The organism is Rhizobium oryziradicis (assembly GCF_001939045.1).
GTDB lineage: Bacteria > Pseudomonadota > Alphaproteobacteria > Rhizobiales > Rhizobiaceae > Allorhizobium > Allorhizobium oryziradicis.
The window spans coordinates 338986-355814 of sequence record NZ_MKIM01000025.1; the positions used below are offsets into that span (position 1 = coordinate 338986).

Below are 16829 nucleotides of genomic sequence, written 5' to 3' on the forward strand. Positions count from 1 at the left end.
ATTGACGTTTGGAGACAGATATGGCGGCCAAAATTCGCTATCATGAAGGGGATATTCGCGCAGAAGATTGCGCGCGCTACACCGGCGCAATTGCCATCGACACAGAAACTCTTGGTCTTGTGCCGCGCCGGGACCGCCTCTGTGTGGTGCAGCTTTCTCCCGGTGATGGCACTGCTGACGTGATCCGCATTGCAGCCAATCAAAAGGAGGCCCCCCATCTGGTGGGGCTTTTGGCCAATCCGGGTGTTGAAAAAATCTTCCACTATGGCCGGTTTGACATTGCAGTGTTGTTTCACACCTTTGGTGTCACCTGCACGCCGGTGTTTTGTACCAAGATTGCCTCGCGCCTGAGCCGCACCTACACAGATCGCCATGGTTTGAAGGACAATCTCAAGGAAATGCTGGAGGTGGATATTTCCAAGGCGCAGCAATCGTCTGATTGGGCGGCGGAAAAGCTGAGCCAGGCCCAATTGGAATATGCGGCATCCGATGTGCTGCATCTGCACGCCTTGCGCGACAAGCTCACCGAGCGGCTCGTGCGCGATGGCCGCATGGAGCACGCCAAAGCCTGTTTCGAGTTTCTGCCCACCCGCGCCAAACTGGACCTTCTGGGCTGGGATGACACGGATATTTTTGCCCATAGCTGAGCAATTGAAGGGCCACATCAGGCACATCTGATGTGGCCCTTCTGTTTTAAGCCCATTCGCCCTTGCGCATCACCGGCACTTTGCTGCCATCCGCCCGCACACCATCGATGTCGACCTTGTTCGAGCCAATCATCCAGTCAATATGGATCAGGCTGGAATTGCCGCCCTGCGCCTTGATTTGCTCTGGTGTCAGTTTGGCACCATTCAGGAAGCATTTGGAATAGCATTGGCCAAGGGCGATATGGCACGAGGCATTTTCATCAAACAAGGTGTTGTAAAACAGAATGCCGGAGGCCGAAATTGGCGATGAATGCGGAACGAGTGCCACCTCGCCCAGACGACGCGCGCCTTCATCGGTATCCAGCACTTTTAAGAGCACATCCTCGCCCTTGGTGGCTTTGGCCTCGACAATCCGGCCCGCTTCAAACCGCACCTGAATATTATCGATCAACGTGCCCTGATGCGACAGCGGCTTGGTGGATGAAACAGTTCCTTCCACTTTCAGCGCATGCGGCGTGGTGAACACTTCTTCGGTCGGGATATTGGGATTGCAGGTCACCCCATTCTTGGCAGTCGATGCCCCACCGAACCATTCGTGGCCATCAGCAAGACCCACCGTCAAATCCGTGCCGGGACCGGTGAAATGCAAGGCTTCAAAGCGCTCATCGTTGAGCCAGCGTGAACGCTTGGCAAGCTCACCATTGTGGGCCGCCCAGGCCGCAATGGGATCGGCCTGATCAACGCGGGAGGCGGCAAAAATCGCATCAGCCAGTTTCTTCACCGCCTCATCCAAAGGCAGATCGGGAAACACCAGCTTGGCCCAGGACGGGTTGGGATAGGCGCAGATATTCCAATTGATGTTGAAATTGGAAATCGGCTCTAGCGCTGGCTTGTAGGCAATGGAATTCGCCTTGTTGGCGCGGGCAACCTTGGAGGAATCCTGCCCTGCCAGCATCATGGGATTGTCGCCCGAAACAGCAAGCCGGGCCGCGCCATTGGCATAGGCTTTGGCCATGCCTTCATACAGCCAGTCACTTGCGCGATCAAAGCTTGCATCCGGAGCAAAAGTGTAGCGGGCAAGCGTTGCCTCTTCGTCCGCATAGAAGGTGGTGACCAGACCGGCACCGGCCATATAGGCATGTTTGGTAATCTGGCGTGTCAGCGGCAGTGCATTGATGGGTGCCGTTATCACCAGATCCTGCCCCTGTTGCAGCCCAAGGCCGACCTTGACGGCCACTTCGGCCAGTTTTTCCAGCTTCACCGGATCAATAGAATGCGCAAAATCGGGGAGGGTCATTGGGGAATTCCTGACGTTATAATGGGTATCTTTCAACAGATAGGCCGCATTCAAGCATATTTGAAGTCGGGCAAGCACATTTGAAGGCGGCGAGTATAAATTAGGCAATAACGGGGGCCGCAATGGCACCCAGCGCACGCAATGCCTCTTTGGGCGCCAGCCGCACCTGCAACCCGCGCTGACCGCCATTCATATACACATGCGGCTCGTCCAAGGCTGCAATTTCAATCACGGTCGGCACCGCCTTCTTTTGCCCAAACGGGCTGATGCCGCCCACCACAAAGCCGGTGAGCTTTTCCGCAGCTGCAGGCTTCATCATCGCTGCGTGCTTGCCATTCAGGGCCGCCGCCAGCTTTTTCATGCTGACTTCCTGATCAGAGGGTACAACCACGCAAACGGGCTTGCCATCCAGCTCTGCCATCAGGGTTTTCAGCACCCGGCATGGCTCTTCGCCAATGGCTTCTGCGGCCTGAAGGCCAATGCGTTCAGCATTGGGATCATAGTCATAGGTGTGAACGCTGAAAGCAACCTTGGCCTTCTCCAGTGCCAGTGTTGCACGAGTCGACTTCGACATAGGCATGCATCCTTATTCGGCAAAAAACGCGCCGTATTGCTCCGGCTTGAAGCCCACCAGCAAGGCATCGTCCTTGTCCATAACGGGTCGTTTGATCATGGAAGGTTGCGCCAGCATCAGGGTGATTGCCTTGTCTTCGGTCAAATCTGCGCGCTGATCCTCAGGCAATTTCTTGAACGTGGTGCCGGCGCGGTTCAAAACAATGTCCCAACCCATTTTGCTGCACCAGTTTTGCAGGCTATCGCGGTCAATGCCTTTGGCCTTGTAATCGTGGAAGGTATAATCGACACCATGATCGTCCAGCCATGTGCGCGCTTTTTTCATCGTGTCACAGTTTTTAATGCCGTAAAGGGTGATGGTCATAAGCGCTCCACTCATTGATTATCTGCTGCGATTGTCTGCAGCATGCCTATCAAAAAAGGCAGGCCTTGCAAGGGCTGCAATTGCGAGAACAGCACAACAATGGTTTAACAGCAGGTGCATTTTCCCAACCCGTTGCCAGCCCTTTGAAAGCCTGCCTTTTTCATGCATGATATAGCCTTGAATGTTATTCCGATTTTCCTGCTGATCTTTATTGGCTGGGCACTGGTTCGCACTGGTTTTCTCAATGCCAGTATTGGAACCGATCTCGGAGAATTCGTCTTCAAGGTCGCCGTGCCTGTTTTGATGTTTCACACTATCGCCAATGCCGATTTCCAGGGTGCGTCGCCCTTTCGCCTTTGGGCAGCCTATTTCGCAGGCGTCGGCGTCACCTGGGCCACCGGACATCTGCTCGCCACAACGGTTTTTGGTCGCGATTCACGCATTGGCGTTTTGGCTGGCGTGTCTTCGGCCTTTGCCAATAATGTGTTCATTGGCTTGCCCTTGGTCAGTCATATGGTCGGCAATGACGGGCTTGTTGCACTCTCCATCCTGCTGGCGGTACACCTGCCCTTGATGATGGTGATTGGCACCGTGCTGATGGAAAATGCCGATGCCAAGGAAAACGGCACCCAAACGCGGGGCATCCTTGCCATCCTCAAACAAGTGGGGCGCAATCTCATCACCAATCCGCTGGTGATCGGGGTGGCGGCGGGTCTTTGCGTGCATGCCATTGGCCTGCCTGTGCCCGGCCCGCTGGAAATTGTCCTTGGGCAAATCACCGCCATGGCGGGGCCTGCCGCCCTCATGTCTCTGGGCATGGCGCTGACGCAATATCACGTTACCGGCAATCTGGGTCTGGCGGCAGTGACATCCGCGCTCAAGCTGTTTTTGCTGCCTGTCACCGTCTGGGCTGCGTGCCATATTTTGCAGCTGTCGCCTGAGTGGACCAAGGCTATGGTGCTGACCTCGTCGGTTCCCACCGGCGTCAATGCATGGCTGATTGCCAATCGTTTTGGCGTTGGCCATGCGCTGGCCGCATCCACCATCACCATCACCACAATTTCAGGTGTTTTTTCTGTGACCCTCTGGGCCTGGATTCTAGGGGCCTAGACGGCAGATTGCCGTTCCCACGGCACAATTTTCACCATGAGACACAAGGGATTACCCCTGATTATCCCAGGATTTGTTTTGAACGAGCCAGGCGAAATGTCTTTCAAACAGGATAAGCAGGAAACCGTATTTTGAAAGACTTGCGCAGTATTTTCTTAAAGGTTTGGCGGTAGCTTTCCAGAGCGCGCAGTGGGGAGTTGAAATGCTTTGCCGCGCGAAAGAAAATCGACGCGATAGGCTGTGGTGCAAGCACGCTTGTGCTGCCATCCATATCCTATGTCTCGAACTATTTAAGCCTTTGTAAATGCGGAATTATTCCGTGTTTCTCAACCGATGTGGCCATGATGGATTCTGCGGCAAGTGCAAGAGACGCTGCTTCGTCTCTGACGAGCATTTCAAATGAACGAACCGTGCGTTTAGGGGCAGCGCATGATGATGCAAAAGACATTGGCCTGTTGTTTTTCAAACCGCAGACCGAGCGCGACAGTGTAAAGGCACCGCCCTTGTTTCAAGATTTTTATGACACCACGCCAGCCCCTGCCGCACCGTCTTCCGAGACCGCGACGCAAGCCCCAACGCAAGCAAAGGCACGTTCAAGCTGGCTGGACGCTCTCTCTGACCAGGATCGCAACGGCTTCGCCGCTGATCGTGTATCAACCTTCAATCCTGACGAAAATGGTCTTTACCGGATGTTTCTGCCAGAAACCGTGTAATCCATTCGATGTCATGCGCGTTGCGCCAGCGCGCATGTCTCTCCGTCAGATTTTAAAGCGTCAGATTTTTAAAGTCGGATTCTAAAAATCCTGCCGATGCTTGGTGCGAACGCGCTGGCGAACCTCATCAAAGCTGCATTCGCGCAGCAGATTTCCATTTTCCCAAACGGGTTGCAGGTGGTTTTCACGCCGGCCCAGCTCTTCAAGCCGCACGGACGTAAATTCGTTGGCTTCAAACACCACTGCCCGACGTCCCACTTCGGGCAGCCGCTCATGCATGGTCACCGGCCGGCGGGAGATATCGCGCCACCGGCCTTTGTCATCCATCAATGCCGTGCATTTCATGGTGAAGGAATAGATGGAACGATTGATCTTCTGCAATTGAGACGCGCCGATGCCAAAGGTGATGTTTTCGGCGGAAAAGCCCATTCCCTCTAAGCGCCCGAGAATCATGGTGATATCGCGCAAGGATACGCCGTCGGCCTGCAGCACCCGCACCTTGTCATCCAGCACTTTAAAGCCTTTGGCATTCAGCCGGGTGCCAAAATGATAGGCCAGTTGCGCCACCGTTTGCACCGGTACATCAATGGGGTCGCCACTGTCGGGCCGCACAATCAGCGTGCCCGGCTTGGAGCGCACTTTTTGTTGCAGCGCCTTGCCCCAAAGCTCAGACACCGCATTGTGAATGTCATAGCTATCAGACACCACCGAATAGGTCGGGTAGTCACCAAATTGATCGACCATATGGGCAAAGGAAGCGTCTTCCTCGCTCTGCGGCCAGGCAATCATGGTGGTATGCTCAGACGCAGGCACAGAAAAACCCGCCATTTTCGCACCATAATAGCGGCGCGCATAGACGATGGCTTCCAGCGTATCGGTATTGTCGAAATGCAAAAGCGTTGCCAGCCCGCCCAGACCGGCCTGCTCAAGGCTGGTCGCGCCGCGCGCGCCGTAATCGGCAAGCCGGGTTGCGATCACGCCATCGGGATCATCACAGCTGTTTTTCAAATAGGGCATGAGCGTTTGCTTGACATCCCTCAGCGAGGTGGCCACCGCTGATGGATACCAGATTGCCCGCAGCAGCGCGGTTTCGATATAGGATGTCAGCCAAAAGCAGGCGGGATCCGTACTGACCACCTGCACCATAGGCACGCCGCGGTGGATGAAAGACCCTTCCGGGAGAGCCTCGATGCGTAACGGCAAAAAGCCGCCATGGGCATTGAGAATATGCTGCCATCCGCTGCGATCAAAGGGTTGGCCGTGCAAAGCGGCAATATCTTGCGCCTCGGCAATGTCGATGGCGGTTACCGGCTGCGACAAATATTCCTTTAAAAACGCTTGCAGGCCAAAAAACACGATTTCAGGCCGCATGGAGGTGCCACGGGTGGTAATATAACCACTTAAGGCCTGCGTGCCGGGGGGATATTGCAAAAAATGCCCAAGCTTGTAGCTATCGGTATTCAAGATCGGGTTTGTGCGGCTCATGGTGTCCACCGGGCGGTTGAGTCAGACAAAAAAGGTCTGATTATGGCATTCAAAATGCACCTCATAGACATTCAAACCAACCCGAAGCTTACCGCATGGACAAGGTGGCAGAGATGCACACACCCACAGTCTGTCAGGTTCAGATTGAACCAGACAGACTGTCGCTTCTCTTGTTTTCGTTTGTCTGATCAGAAAAACCGGCTTCCACTTTTCCCTGACACACTCGAAATTAACCAAATATTAACCAAGATTAATCATCCTGTGAACACAGATGATTCGAGACCGTGGCGGCCCATTTTACTGGTTGAAAAGCGAGAACCTGTTTTCGCATCAAAGCCAAGAGAAGAATCGAGAGCATCGGGCCGATTCCAGTTTTCTGCATGCTGTTCTAGGCCCATCAAGCCATGTCACGGTCGCATGAGCGACTTTGCCCGCTGCATACTTCTGTCAATCGGGATCGATTTAAGAAATTATGCCGCAGATTTAAAATGTTGCAGCGTCATTTGTGCATTTGATAAAATGCCGGGCGCGATAGACAGACTGTTTGTTCGATTATCCGGTTGTTGATCGTTTTCTTCCTCGCACCATATGGTGTAAGGGGCAATCCGCCGAAGAACAAAGCTTTTAAGATGCGCCGTAACTGCAACTGAAAAGGGGTATGCCGTGCTGCCTCCCGTCCAACCCACATCGCGAAGTGCTGTCGCCTTTGCCGACAGCACCGCAGAGAGTGCGCAACTGCCCAATGTGCCGGGTACCGCTGGTCAGGATGGCGGTGTGCGCGCAGATCAAAACAACAGCTCTTCGATCGCCGGACGCATCAACAATCTGTTGCTCAGCAGCCGCGAGACCGTGCGCGCCGATATGGCAACCATTGCCAATATGGTTGGCGCTTCCATTGGCATTGCGCGCAAGCCCAATGAAGCCGATAGCGCCTTTGCCGCTCGTTTTGTGGCTGCTTTGACCAAGCTGGATGAAGGCCAGCGGGCAGCACTGCAAAAGCAGCTCAATCAGGTCCTCAAGGGCCTGCAAGTGCAGGTTTTGCTGCAAGTGCTGCAACATCAGGATGGGCCGGAGGCGGCCTTGCTCTCTGCCTATATGGAAATTCAGCGCAGCAACCGCGATAACCTTAAAGCCCAGACGGTTGTTTCGTCCTACAATCAAAATTCTGAGAGCGAACCCGAGAAGCCTTCGGAGGCACAAGCCGCAAATGCAGGTGCCACACCGCGCGCCACAGCACCGCAAACCTCTATCACCGTTGCCCTGCAAGGCTCTGTTGCTGGCGTGGTGGATAAGGAGGCCGCTATTGCCAATCTGGCGGCGACTTTGAGACAGGCGTCTTCCGGCGCATTGACCGATTACCAAACAGAGACCGGACAGGTGATCTCGGTGTCACCTCTGCCCGACGGCAGCACGGAGGCTGAGGCCAAGGCACTCCGCACCACACCCGCTCCAGAGACCAACACCGGAACAAGTGCAAAAGTGCTGGGCGCAAAAATACCGAATTTTGGCGGCCTCCCTGCCAGCACTGGCCCGCAGCAAGATGAACAGATACAGACTGCGGCAGCCGCAACGCCTCTCAAAGCGTCCGCCACCCCGCCCATGGATGCGCCGTCAGCCAGACAATCGGTGGCGCAAACGCTGACAACACCGCCAGCAGAGCCATCGTCGCTCAAGGCAAAGGTTGCTGACTTGTCCCCATCTCCGTTGCAGCAGACAGAGGCTGAAGCAGCGCCGCGATCAACCGCAACGGTGGCGACACCTCTCGCGCCCGCCGCGAAAGGCCCGGAGAGACCTGCGTCCCAAGCAAGCGCCCGGACACAGGCGGATGTGGTGGATGAACGCGCACTTCAAAAAGAGGCCGCGATGGCCACCGCCCTTTCGATGAAAGGTTGGAGTGAAGCAGCGCTATTTGCGCCCCTCACGGCGCAAAAGGAGAGTACATCGACGGGTGCGGAGCTGTTTCGCCAGATGTTTTTTCAAACTGGCGATCTCAATGAAAGTGCTGAAGCCTCGGCATTGCGCGCGCTTGCCAACCGGCCAGAGGCTGCGCAAAACGCTGAGAGTGCCAAGCCCAAAACGGCGGATAGCCGCGACACAGAGACGGAAAAGCAGGCGACAGAGCATGCATCCGTGCGCGCGCAAGCTGTCTTGACCCTGGCGGGTGCGCAAGCCGTGCCTGTTCCCGCGCCCTCCCAGATTCTGTTTCCGCTGGCGGTGCCTGTGCCGGTGGTCAATTACCTTGCCAATCAGCAACCCCCTGCCGATGAGCGAGACATCAGCATTGACGCGATTGATGCTCTTGGCGACGAAGAGACCCAACAGGATGCCCGCCAACAGCCCAATCAGGACCCGCCTGAAGAGGAGGAGGCGGAGACTGAGGCTCTCGAGGCCATGGACGACGACCCTCTTCTGCTACAAGCGACAACAGACGAAGCACATGACCAGACGGCGTATGCCGAACTGCCCAGGCTGCCCGCACCGCAGGACGAGCCGATTCTTGCCGATTCGCTCTATTGGAAGATTGCCGATCTGGAATAGGAGACCAACGCGCGGAGAACAGAAAGCAAAGGGCCACAGCACCATTGCCGGTCTATTTCACAGCAGCACTTGCCCGCCGCTGGGCGATAAAAACGCTGACCAAAACGGCAATGAAGCCAACGCCTTGCAGCAGAGACAGGCTTTGCCCCAACAATGCCCAGCCGAGCAAAGTTGCGACCATGGGGCTCAGAAAGCCCAAGGCCGCAACAGCCGATGGCTCAATCCGCGCAATGCCCCAGAACCAGAGAAGATAGGTAAAGGCGGCACCAATCACACCCAGATAGGCAAAGCCGAGATAATTGAGCGGCGTCAACACGGGCAAGGCAGGCTCCAGCAGCAAGGCCAATGGCACCAGCAGCAAGCCGCCTGCGGTTAATTGCCAGGCGGTGAAGGTCAGGTTGGACACTGGCGGACGCCAGTGGCGGGTTAAAACCGTGCCTGCGGCCATGGACACAGCCCCCGCCAAACCAGCCGCAATCCCCACCGGATCAAGGGCTGCCCTAGGCGTCAACACCAGCAGCGCCACACCCGCAAGCCCGATGCAGGCCGCAAGGATCACGGCCAGCCGGATCGGCGTGCCAATCACCAACCGGGCGAGACCAATAACAATGAGCGGCTGCACCGCGCCGACGGTTGCCGCCACCCCGCCCGGCAGGCGGTAAGCCGAAACAAACAACATGGCCCAGAACAGCGTAAAATTCAGCCCGCCGAGCACAAACACCCGCAAAGCCCAAACCCCTCTCGGCAGTTGCCGCACCAAAAGCAGCAACAGAATGCCAGCCGGAAGGGCACGGAGCATGGCGACATGCAGCGGATAGCCCTGCGGCAGCAAGTTGGTGGTGACGATATAGGTACTGCCCCAAATGGCAGGTGCCAAAGCGGTGACGGCAATGGGCCAGAGGGATGCTTTATTTATCTTCATGTCAATTATCTCGATTTCAAGATAATTAGCTCTAGCACGGTTTATCTTGAAATCAAGACAATTTCTGCTATCGCTGCCTGATGGAAAAAAAACAGACACCAGATGCCGTGGATCGGATTTTGGCGCAGTGGCAGTGTGAGCGGCCGGACCTTGATGTGACCCCCATGGGGCTTTTGGGCAGGCTTGGCCGATTGCACGAGCAGTTGGCGCGCAATATTGAGGCGGTGATGCAATCTTACGGCCTCAACAGCTCCAGTTTTGATGTGCTGGCCACATTGCGGCGGGCGGGCAGCCCTTACCAGCTTCCGCCCTCGGATCTGTGGGCGACCATGATGGTCACATCCGGCACCATGACCAACCGCATTGACCAGCTGGAAAAACAAGGTCTGGTGCAGCGCCTGCCCAATCCGCAAGACCGGCGCAGTCTGTTGATTGCTCTGACAGACAAGGGCTTTGCCCTGATCGACAAAGCCGTGACCGGGCATGTGGCAAACCAGCATAGATTGGTCTCTATGCTGCCGCCGGAGCAGCAAGCGGCACTGGATGATCTGTTACGGCAGTTTCTGGCCGGATTTGAACCCTGAAAGTGGAAGCCAACTCTAAAACAAACTGCCCTGCCCCGCAGGCGGTTCTGACTTTTTCGGCGCTTTTGCCGCAGGCGCTGGCTTTTGTGCAGGAACCGAAGGCGGTAGCGGATTATCTGTCGCACCAATGGCCGCAGAAACCCGACCATCGGCAAACTCAATGGCAATGGCCTGACCATTGGCCAGAGCATTGGCACGCGAGAGGGGCCGATTGTCCTCATCACGGATCACGGCATAGCCGCGCATCAGCACATTCTTGTAGGACAAAGATTGCAACATACGATCATGGGCCGAAACCATCGAGCGCGCCCGTTTCAGATCGTGAACAATGGCACTATCGGCCCGGCGGCTAAGACTTTCCAGCCGATCCTTGCCGCGCCCCAATTGCGCTTTCAAACGCGCGGGAAGCGTGGTCAAAGTGGCATCAAACCGGCCAAGGCGGGCTTTGTGACGCTCAATCAGCCGCTCGACAATACGGTCGGCAAGCGCTGCACGTTCGCTCACCCGTTGGCGACGCTCGATCAACCGGCGGGCCAACATATCGGGGGATAATTTGGCGCTGGCGCGCTCAAACAGCCGCCGCTTGCTCATGGTGTTAAGCTCTAACCCGCGCCCCAAGCCGCTGGCCGCCTCATCAAACCGGCGACGCGGCAAAGCAAGCAACTGATCCAGAGATGGCAAGGCGCGCGCAAGGGCGCGCACGCTTTGGCGGTGATGGTCCATCTGACGGCTCATCGCCCCTGACAGACGCGCCGACAACCCGGCAATCTGGGCCTGAAGATCCGCCTTGACCGGAACCGCCATTTCGGCGGCACCCGTGGGCGTGGGGGCACGCACGTCGGCTGCGTAATCAATCAGCGTCCAATCGGTCTCATGGCCGACGGCTGAAATCAGCGGAATGGTGCTGGCGCTTGCCGCCCGCACTACGGCTTCATCATTGAAGCTCCACAGATCTTCGAGGCTGCCGCCACCGCGCGCCACAATCAGCACATCCGGCCTTGGGATCGCGCCGCCCGGTTCCATCGCGTTGAAGCCATGGATGGCATTGGCCACTTCATCGCCAGAGCCTTCACCTTGCACCTTTACCGGCCAAACCAGCACATGCACCGGAAAACGATCGGAAATCCGGTGCAAAATATCGCGGATGACAGCGCCGGTTGGCGAGGTCACAACGCCGATCACCTTGGGCATAAAGGGCAACAATTGTTTACGGGCCGGATCAAACAGGCCTTCAGCGGTAAAGCGGCGCTTGCGCTCTTCAATCAGCGCCATCAGGGCTCCGGCACCGGCCGGTTCCATTTGCTCAATCACGATCTGATATTTGCTGGAACCAGGAAAGGTGGTGATGCGCCCGGTGGCAATCACTTCCATGCCCTCTTCCGGTCTATATTTCAGCTTGGAAAACGAGCCTTTCCAGATCACCGCATCAATGCGTGACTTGTCATCTTTGAGCGAAAAATACGCATGGCCTGAGGAATGCTGGCCGCGATAACCCGAAATTTCGCCCCGCACCCGCACTTGGTCGAAGGCAGTCTCAATGGTGCGCTTGATCGATCCGGAAAGCTCCGAAACGGTAAACTCGCTGAGATTGCTGGGCGAATCATCGCTGAAAAAACTGGCCATGCGGCTTTTTACCCGAGTGCGTTTTAAAACGCACCCCCTTCACAAATCAACACGCAGGGTTTTCCGGTATCATGTTGTGCCCCGCCACACGCACAAATCACGCATATGTCAACAATGTAATATTGAGTGTGATGGAACAATCATTAACTCTCAGGGGTTATGTTGGCGGAAATCACGATACGTTTTTTATTACGGGATCAAAGACATGACTTTCCTGATTGCCATGACAATTGGCATTGCCACAGGCGCAATGCGCAGCATCTTTTCCATTGTAATGGTATCAGCCATGCTGCTTCTGGGTGGCATCGTCATGATCGTGCTTGGCACGTCCTTTGGTGTCATGGACTTGCTGATGGCCTTGATCGGTTATCAAGTCGGGCTGATCAATTGCCTCATTCTGGCGATGGTGGTGTCGAACCACCGCCCAGCATAAGATCTTCAATAAACCGTTTTCCTCACCATTCAACTTTCGCTCATTCACCGAACCGAAAACAACTTTAAGCCCGAATGCGGGTCTTGCGGCAAGGGGTCGAGATAATCGGGCACTGCTCCTCTCGCAAGCGCCGCATACAGCCCATCCGATTTTAGCGTGATCAATTGCTTTGTTTGCGCATCCGATGGGCAAAATGCCAAAATTCCCACCCCTGCACCCCGTAAAAAAGAATGGGCATCCTTGGGCGTTGAAAGGCCGATATGCAATTCGGTCAGCATGCCGCCCTGATTGCGATGATAAGGCGCGGTGAGAACCCGATGCTGGGTAAAGCGCAAAATGGCCGTGCCAATCTCCGAGGAAGCGGCCACCGTTGTTGCGGGCAGGCCTGCCAATTGCGACAATGCTTGCGTTGATTTGCATTGATCCGTAGCCGCCTGTGTGGTGCTTGAACGGGATTTGAGCGCTTGCGGCCCTTGTGACACGAACACCCCGACAACAGCCCACAGCGCCGGAACAGACAAAAGAATGCTGGCTATATAAATCAGTTGAGAGCTTATGTGCCGGGGTTGACGCTGCATAGTCTCGCGCAGATCGGCAATCAGCAGCGACAGCGGCACAATGGCCAGCATATTGGCAAACATATTGCCACGCACCTGAATGAGCGAAACGGCCCAGCTTATGCCCAGCAGCAAAGCCAGAACCATGTGGGGAGCCGCCCTGTCTTTTCGCCAGATCCGCCAACAACAGACCAGCAGCGCCAAAAAGCCCACGGCGTAAAATGCCCCAAGCTCGGGTGGCTCCCGCCGCGCAATGGCGAGAAAGGACATGGCCTCTCCCACATTGTTCAGCCAGAGGGTGACCAGCATGGGATCAAGATTGGCCAGCGGATTGCCAAGGCATTGCGGCGCGATCTTGAGGGCGGACACACCAACCACGACGCCAATCAGCAAAAGACTTGCCAGTCGATAGGGCAGGCTCAACCGGCTTGCCGCAACGGATGTCAGACACAGCAACCCGCCGCCCATGGCCGTCAAAGCATAATAGCCAAAGGAAAGATTGTCGCAGGTGACCACCAGATAATGCGCGGGAGGGACCGTGCCGACAAAAAACAGACTGACAAACAGCGCAAGCGCCCATGAAAAAGAGGCGGCACGCGCCTGCATTGCCTTGCCCGCTACGCCCCAGTTGATTGCAACAATCAAACAGGCGACCGCGATGATCGGCGTGGTTTCTGCGCCAATGGCCAGAGCCAGCGCGCACGCCACGCCCGCCGCCGCATAGACCAGAGAGGATGTTGAAACACTCAAGACCATGGCCAAAAAAGCCACAAGCGCAATCTGCACATTGTGATGATCGATAGAGCCGGGCAAAAACCGATTGGATGTCAAAAGATAAAGCCCCGTCAGCCCCAGCGCCACATGCAGGGCCACCCGCCCCCCCAGCTTTTGCGCAGTAAGTCCCAGCGACACCATCACTGGCGCAATCCACAGCAAGGGCCAGATGGCGAGCGCGACAGCCTCTGCCGTTTGCGGCGCAAACCACAGGCTTGAGAGGCGAATGAGAATGGCAATGGGAAAATCAATCAGGCGTGACCAATGCATCAACGTGCCAGGTAAAAGCCCCAGCCGATATTGCATCATATCAAACCAGCCTTGCCCGGCCAGAAAATCGCGCACCTCGACCAGCCGCATGGCGTCATCATTATCGGCACCAACATAGTCTTGAGCAAAGCTCAATCTCACCACCAGAATAATGGCGATCACCAAGGTGCTATAAGCCGCCATGATCCATGCCGGATGCATGGCTTTGGGCCTTGCGGATGAGAGAGGTGCAACAGCCATAGCCAACTCCAGGACTTACTTTTTTCGCACCAGAAAGAGCTGCGCGCTAAGGTATTCTATATTCTGTATAATTCTTCTTAAAGCCAGCGACAATCTGAAGAATTATACCGGATCGAAACCTAACCTTAACCTTATCAAGAAAAAGTAAACCAAAGCCATGAAAGCGCCCTGTGTTAAAGCGCATTGTGTTATTGCTTCCATGAAATACCGCCTTTAACACTTATAGGCTGCCGTATCACTGACCGCCTGCCAGTCCCGATGACAAGTTTGTATTGAGTAACGTTGATGGGCATCACAGATTATCGGGACGTGGCCGTGCTGCTTCCCTGCTATAATGAGGCAAGTACCATTGCCAGCGTTGTGCGCGGTTTTCGCCAAGCGCTGCCGCAGGCGCGCATCTATGTGTTTGATAACAACTCCACCGACGACACGGCCCTTGCAGCCACGCTGGCCGGGGCCGAGGTGTTGCATGAGCGCAGACAAGGCAAAGGCCATGTGGTGCGCCGCATGTTTGCCGATATTGACGCTGACATCTACATCATGGCCGATGGCGATGGCACCTATTCTCCGGCAGATGCGGTCGAGCTGATCCACACGTTGCAGCTTGAGCGGGCAGATATGGTAGTGGGCACCCGGCGCGGGGTGCAGGAAGACGCTGGCCGCCAAGGCCATGCCTTGGGCAATCGCGTTTTCAACGCCCTCTACCGATTTGTGTTTGGTGCCGGTTTCACCGATATTTTCTCAGGATACCGAGCCTTCTCGCGCCGTTTTGTGAAGAGTTTTCCAGCCATTTCCGCCGGTTTTGAAATTGAGACGGAAATGTCGGTGCATGCATCACGGCTCAAACTCACCGTGGTTGAGCGCGAGTTGGGCTATGGCCGCAGGCCGGAAGGCTCTCATTCGAAACTCTCCACCTTGAAAGATGGCGCAAAAATCCTCTGGATGTTTGCCATGCTGGCCAAGGAAACCCGACCTTTTGCCTTTTTCAGCAGCATTGCCGCTGTGTTTTTGCTGGCCAGCATCTGCTTCATGGCTCCGGTTTTGCTCAGTTATTTTGAAACCGGCCTGGTAGAGCGGCTGCCCACCTGGGTTCTGGCCATGACATTGCTGATGACAAGCCTGCTGGCCTTTACCGCGGGCATGATCCTTGACTCTCTCGCCCGTGCCCGTATTGAGCATTTGAGATTGCATTACATCAGCCAACCCGTGGCGACATACCCCGCCCATCTGCCACAGCAGAAAGACGGACCCGTTGAGACAAAACCAAACCGGATAGCCGACGCCGCATGAAAAAACTGATCCGCTTTGCTTTGGTGGGCACCGCTGGCTTTGCTGTCGATGCCGGTGTTTTATGGCTTTTGATGCATCTGACGCCGCTCGGAGCCTTCACGGCGCGTATTTTTGCCATTGCTACTGCCATGTTCACCACATGGATGCTCAATCGCACCTTCACCTTTGGGGCTTCGGCCCGCACAATCATCGCTGAGGGCTTTCGCTATGGCTCGGTCGGCATTGTCTCGGCTTTGGTCAATTATGCCATTTATGCCGGCCTGCTGCTTGCTATGCCGGCCTTAAGCCCGTTTGTGGCACTCATTGCGGCCTGTTTGGCCGCAATGGTGTTCAGTTTTCTGGGCTATTCGCGCTTTGTGTTTGGTGAGAAGCGCTAAACCTTCTCCCATCCATCCTTTTCGCTGGCGCGATAGATGGCATCAATAAAGCGCTGATTGGCCTTTGAATTTTCCAGCGTGACCACCTCAACGGCTTCGCCCGCCACGCATTTGGCAAAAGTCTCGATTTCGCGGCGATACTGGCGGCTTCCGGGAAAACGGAAGATTTGCGACTGGTTGTGGGATTGGTTGGTCAATTCCAGCTCTTCGGCACCCCAAAGATCGGCATTGAACGGCGATTTCACCTCGATAAAACCCTCCGTGCCGTGAAAGACCATATTTTGGCGATTGGCCATCTGGGTGGCGATGTAAAAGCTCATTTCAAAGCTGCCAAAATCGGCTTTGACGCTGGAATAAATGTCCGTGCCAAAATCCGGGTCACGCTCGGTCACGGCCTGCACCCGCAATGGCTCCTCACCGGTGGTAAAGCGTGTGGTGATGGTGGGATAGACGCCGATATCGGGCAAAGCACCACCGCCGAGACTGGCGATGTTACGCATATTGCCGGGATCGCGGTTAAAATAGGTGAAGGAGCCCTGCACATGGCGCAAACGGCCAATGGCACCGTCGCGCAGCAAAGCGCGCACCTTGAGCCACACGGGCGCGTAAGTCACCATAAAGGCCTCAGAAATCACCACCTTGTTGCGATCACGCGCCGCAATCAGGCTATCAATCTCATCGGCCTGCAAGGAAATGGGCTTTTCGCACAAAACATGCTTGCCGGCATTGGCAGCCTTGATGGTCCACTCCACATGCTGCGCGGTGGGCAGCGGAATATAAACCGCATCAATCACGTCTGAAGCCAGCATCTCATCATAAGAGCCAAAGGCATGCGGTACAGAAAAGCGATCCGCCATGGCGCGGGCTTTGGCCGCATCGCGGCTGGCAATGGCCGTGACCACGGCATTGTCCGCATCCTGAATGGCCGGAACCACCAATTCACGGCCAATCTTTGCCGTCGATAAAATCCCAAAACGCAACATGTCTTTCTCCCTCATCCAACCACACTGCATAAAGTACCCCTGCCGTCAC

The 16829-nt window shown here is 55.7% G+C and carries 16 protein-coding genes; 8 read left to right on the forward strand and 8 right to left on the reverse strand.

Annotated elements, in window-relative coordinates:
* Positions 1–20: 20 nt before the first annotated feature.
* The gene (locus BJF95_RS09570) at positions 21–647 is read left to right on the forward strand and encodes a ribonuclease D (protein ID WP_075639208.1); all 627 of its coding nucleotides are present in this window, start codon (positions 21–23) and stop codon (positions 645–647) included.
* Between the two features lie 46 nt (positions 648–693).
* Here the strand turns inward: BJF95_RS09570 and BJF95_RS09575 are convergent, their stop codons facing one another.
* From BJF95_RS09575 to BJF95_RS09585, 3 genes are all read right to left on the reverse strand, one after another.
* On the reverse strand, positions 694–1944 hold the full coding sequence (locus tag BJF95_RS09575; protein WP_075639209.1) for an aminopeptidase: 1251 nt from the start codon (positions 1942–1944) through the stop codon (positions 694–696).
* A 100-nt stretch (positions 1945–2044) separates the two neighbouring features.
* On the reverse strand, positions 2045–2518 hold the full coding sequence (gene ybaK / locus BJF95_RS09580; protein ID WP_075639210.1) for a Cys-tRNA(Pro) deacylase: 474 nt from the start codon (positions 2516–2518) through the stop codon (positions 2045–2047).
* Positions 2519–2530: 12 nt separating this feature from the next.
* Positions 2531–2881: an ArsC family reductase gene (locus BJF95_RS09585; protein WP_075639375.1), complete on the reverse strand. Its 351-nt coding sequence runs from the start codon at positions 2879–2881 to the stop codon at positions 2531–2533.
* Between the two features lie 162 nt (positions 2882–3043).
* Here BJF95_RS09585 and BJF95_RS09590 point away from each other — a divergent pair, with 162 nt between their 5' ends.
* The gene (locus BJF95_RS09590) at positions 3044–3991 is read left to right on the forward strand and encodes an AEC family transporter (RefSeq protein ID WP_075639211.1); all 948 of its coding nucleotides are present in this window, start codon (positions 3044–3046) and stop codon (positions 3989–3991) included.
* 341 nt (positions 3992–4332) lie between these two features.
* The gene (locus BJF95_RS09595; protein WP_075639212.1) at positions 4333–4704 is read left to right on the forward strand and encodes a hypothetical protein; all 372 of its coding nucleotides are present in this window, start codon (positions 4333–4335) and stop codon (positions 4702–4704) included.
* An 81-nt stretch (positions 4705–4785) separates the two neighbouring features.
* On the opposite strand, the gene BJF95_RS09600 is transcribed toward BJF95_RS09595, so the two are convergent.
* Positions 4786–6189: a nicotinate phosphoribosyltransferase gene (locus BJF95_RS09600; RefSeq protein WP_075639213.1), complete on the reverse strand. Its 1404-nt coding sequence runs from the start codon at positions 6187–6189 to the stop codon at positions 4786–4788.
* A gap of 663 nt (positions 6190–6852) precedes the next feature.
* On the opposite strand from BJF95_RS09600, the gene BJF95_RS09605 reads away from it, so the two are divergent.
* On the forward strand, positions 6853–8727 hold the full coding sequence (locus BJF95_RS09605; protein WP_075639214.1) for a hypothetical protein: 1875 nt from the start codon (positions 6853–6855) through the stop codon (positions 8725–8727).
* A 52-nt stretch (positions 8728–8779) separates the two neighbouring features.
* Here the strand turns inward: BJF95_RS09605 and BJF95_RS09610 are convergent, their stop codons facing one another.
* The gene (locus BJF95_RS09610; protein ID WP_075639215.1) at positions 8780–9649 is read right to left on the reverse strand and encodes an EamA family transporter; all 870 of its coding nucleotides are present in this window, start codon (positions 9647–9649) and stop codon (positions 8780–8782) included.
* Between the two features lie 80 nt (positions 9650–9729).
* Here BJF95_RS09610 and BJF95_RS09615 point away from each other — a divergent pair, with 80 nt between their 5' ends.
* The gene (locus BJF95_RS09615; protein WP_075639216.1) at positions 9730–10233 is read left to right on the forward strand and encodes a MarR family winged helix-turn-helix transcriptional regulator; all 504 of its coding nucleotides are present in this window, start codon (positions 9730–9732) and stop codon (positions 10231–10233) included.
* 15 nt (positions 10234–10248) lie between these two features.
* Here BJF95_RS09615 and xseA read toward each other — a convergent pair whose 3' ends face one another.
* Positions 10249–11856, reverse strand: coding sequence for an exodeoxyribonuclease VII large subunit (xseA, locus tag BJF95_RS09620; RefSeq protein WP_075639217.1), 1608 nt, complete (start codon positions 11854–11856; stop codon positions 10249–10251).
* 205 nt (positions 11857–12061) lie between these two features.
* On the opposite strand from xseA, the gene BJF95_RS09625 reads away from it, so the two are divergent.
* Complete coding sequence (locus tag BJF95_RS09625) at positions 12062–12289, forward strand: hypothetical protein (protein WP_075639218.1); 228 nt, start codon at positions 12062–12064, stop codon at positions 12287–12289.
* Between the two features lie 44 nt (positions 12290–12333).
* On the opposite strand, the gene BJF95_RS09630 is transcribed toward BJF95_RS09625, so the two are convergent.
* Complete coding sequence (locus BJF95_RS09630) at positions 12334–14130, reverse strand: hypothetical protein (RefSeq protein ID WP_075639219.1); 1797 nt, start codon at positions 14128–14130, stop codon at positions 12334–12336.
* Positions 14131–14415: 285 nt separating this feature from the next.
* On the opposite strand from BJF95_RS09630, the gene BJF95_RS09635 reads away from it, so the two are divergent.
* Together BJF95_RS09635 and BJF95_RS09640 are read left to right on the forward strand one after the other, a co-directional pair.
* Positions 14416–15420: a glycosyltransferase gene (locus tag BJF95_RS09635; RefSeq protein WP_075639220.1), complete on the forward strand. Its 1005-nt coding sequence runs from the start codon at positions 14416–14418 to the stop codon at positions 15418–15420.
* Entirely contained in the window at positions 15417–15797 is a 381-nt protein-coding gene (locus BJF95_RS09640) for a GtrA family protein (protein ID WP_075639221.1), read from the forward strand. Before BJF95_RS09635 ends, BJF95_RS09640 begins: the two co-directional genes overlap by 4 nt.
* Here BJF95_RS09640 and BJF95_RS09645 read toward each other — a convergent pair.
* Positions 15794–16780 carry a Gfo/Idh/MocA family protein gene (locus BJF95_RS09645; protein ID WP_075639222.1) on the reverse strand — a complete coding sequence of 329 codons (987 nt, stop codon included), beginning with the start codon at positions 16778–16780 and terminating at the stop codon, positions 15794–15796. The two genes, BJF95_RS09640 and BJF95_RS09645, sit on opposite strands and share 4 nt — an antisense overlap.
* Positions 16781–16829: the final 49 nt, after the last annotated feature.

Excerpts from the sequence above, each read along its gene's own strand:
- BJF95_RS09570 (WP_075639208.1), top strand. The coding sequence starts at position 21 with ATGGCGGCCAAAATTCGCTATCATGAAGGGGATATTCGCGCAGAAGAT.
- BJF95_RS09575 (WP_075639209.1), bottom strand. The coding sequence starts at position 1,944 with ATGACCCTCCCCGATTTTGCGCATTCTATTGATCCGGTGAAGCTGGAA.
- ybaK (WP_075639210.1), bottom strand. The coding sequence starts at position 2,518 with ATGTCGAAGTCGACTCGTGCAACACTGGCACTGGAGAAGGCCAAGGTT.
- BJF95_RS09585 (WP_075639375.1), bottom strand. The coding sequence starts at position 2,881 with ATGACCATCACCCTTTACGGCATTAAAAACTGTGACACGATGAAAAAA.
- BJF95_RS09590 (WP_075639211.1), top strand. The coding sequence starts at position 3,044 with ATGCATGATATAGCCTTGAATGTTATTCCGATTTTCCTGCTGATCTTT.
- BJF95_RS09595 (WP_075639212.1), top strand. The coding sequence starts at position 4,333 with ATGATGGATTCTGCGGCAAGTGCAAGAGACGCTGCTTCGTCTCTGACG.
- BJF95_RS09600 (WP_075639213.1), bottom strand. The coding sequence starts at position 6,189 with ATGAGCCGCACAAACCCGATCTTGAATACCGATAGCTACAAGCTTGGG.
- BJF95_RS09610 (WP_075639215.1), bottom strand. The coding sequence starts at position 9,649 with ATGAAGATAAATAAAGCATCCCTCTGGCCCATTGCCGTCACCGCTTTG.
- BJF95_RS09615 (WP_075639216.1), top strand. The coding sequence starts at position 9,730 with ATGGAAAAAAAACAGACACCAGATGCCGTGGATCGGATTTTGGCGCAG.
- xseA (WP_075639217.1), bottom strand. The coding sequence starts at position 11,856 with ATGGCCAGTTTTTTCAGCGATGATTCGCCCAGCAATCTCAGCGAGTTT.
- BJF95_RS09625 (WP_075639218.1), top strand. The coding sequence starts at position 12,062 with ATGACTTTCCTGATTGCCATGACAATTGGCATTGCCACAGGCGCAATG.
- BJF95_RS09630 (WP_075639219.1), bottom strand. The coding sequence starts at position 14,130 with ATGGCTGTTGCACCTCTCTCATCCGCAAGGCCCAAAGCCATGCATCCG.
- BJF95_RS09635 (WP_075639220.1), top strand. The coding sequence starts at position 14,416 with ATGGGCATCACAGATTATCGGGACGTGGCCGTGCTGCTTCCCTGCTAT.
- BJF95_RS09640 (WP_075639221.1), top strand. The coding sequence starts at position 15,417 with ATGAAAAAACTGATCCGCTTTGCTTTGGTGGGCACCGCTGGCTTTGCT.
- BJF95_RS09645 (WP_075639222.1), bottom strand. The coding sequence starts at position 16,780 with ATGTTGCGTTTTGGGATTTTATCGACGGCAAAGATTGGCCGTGAATTG.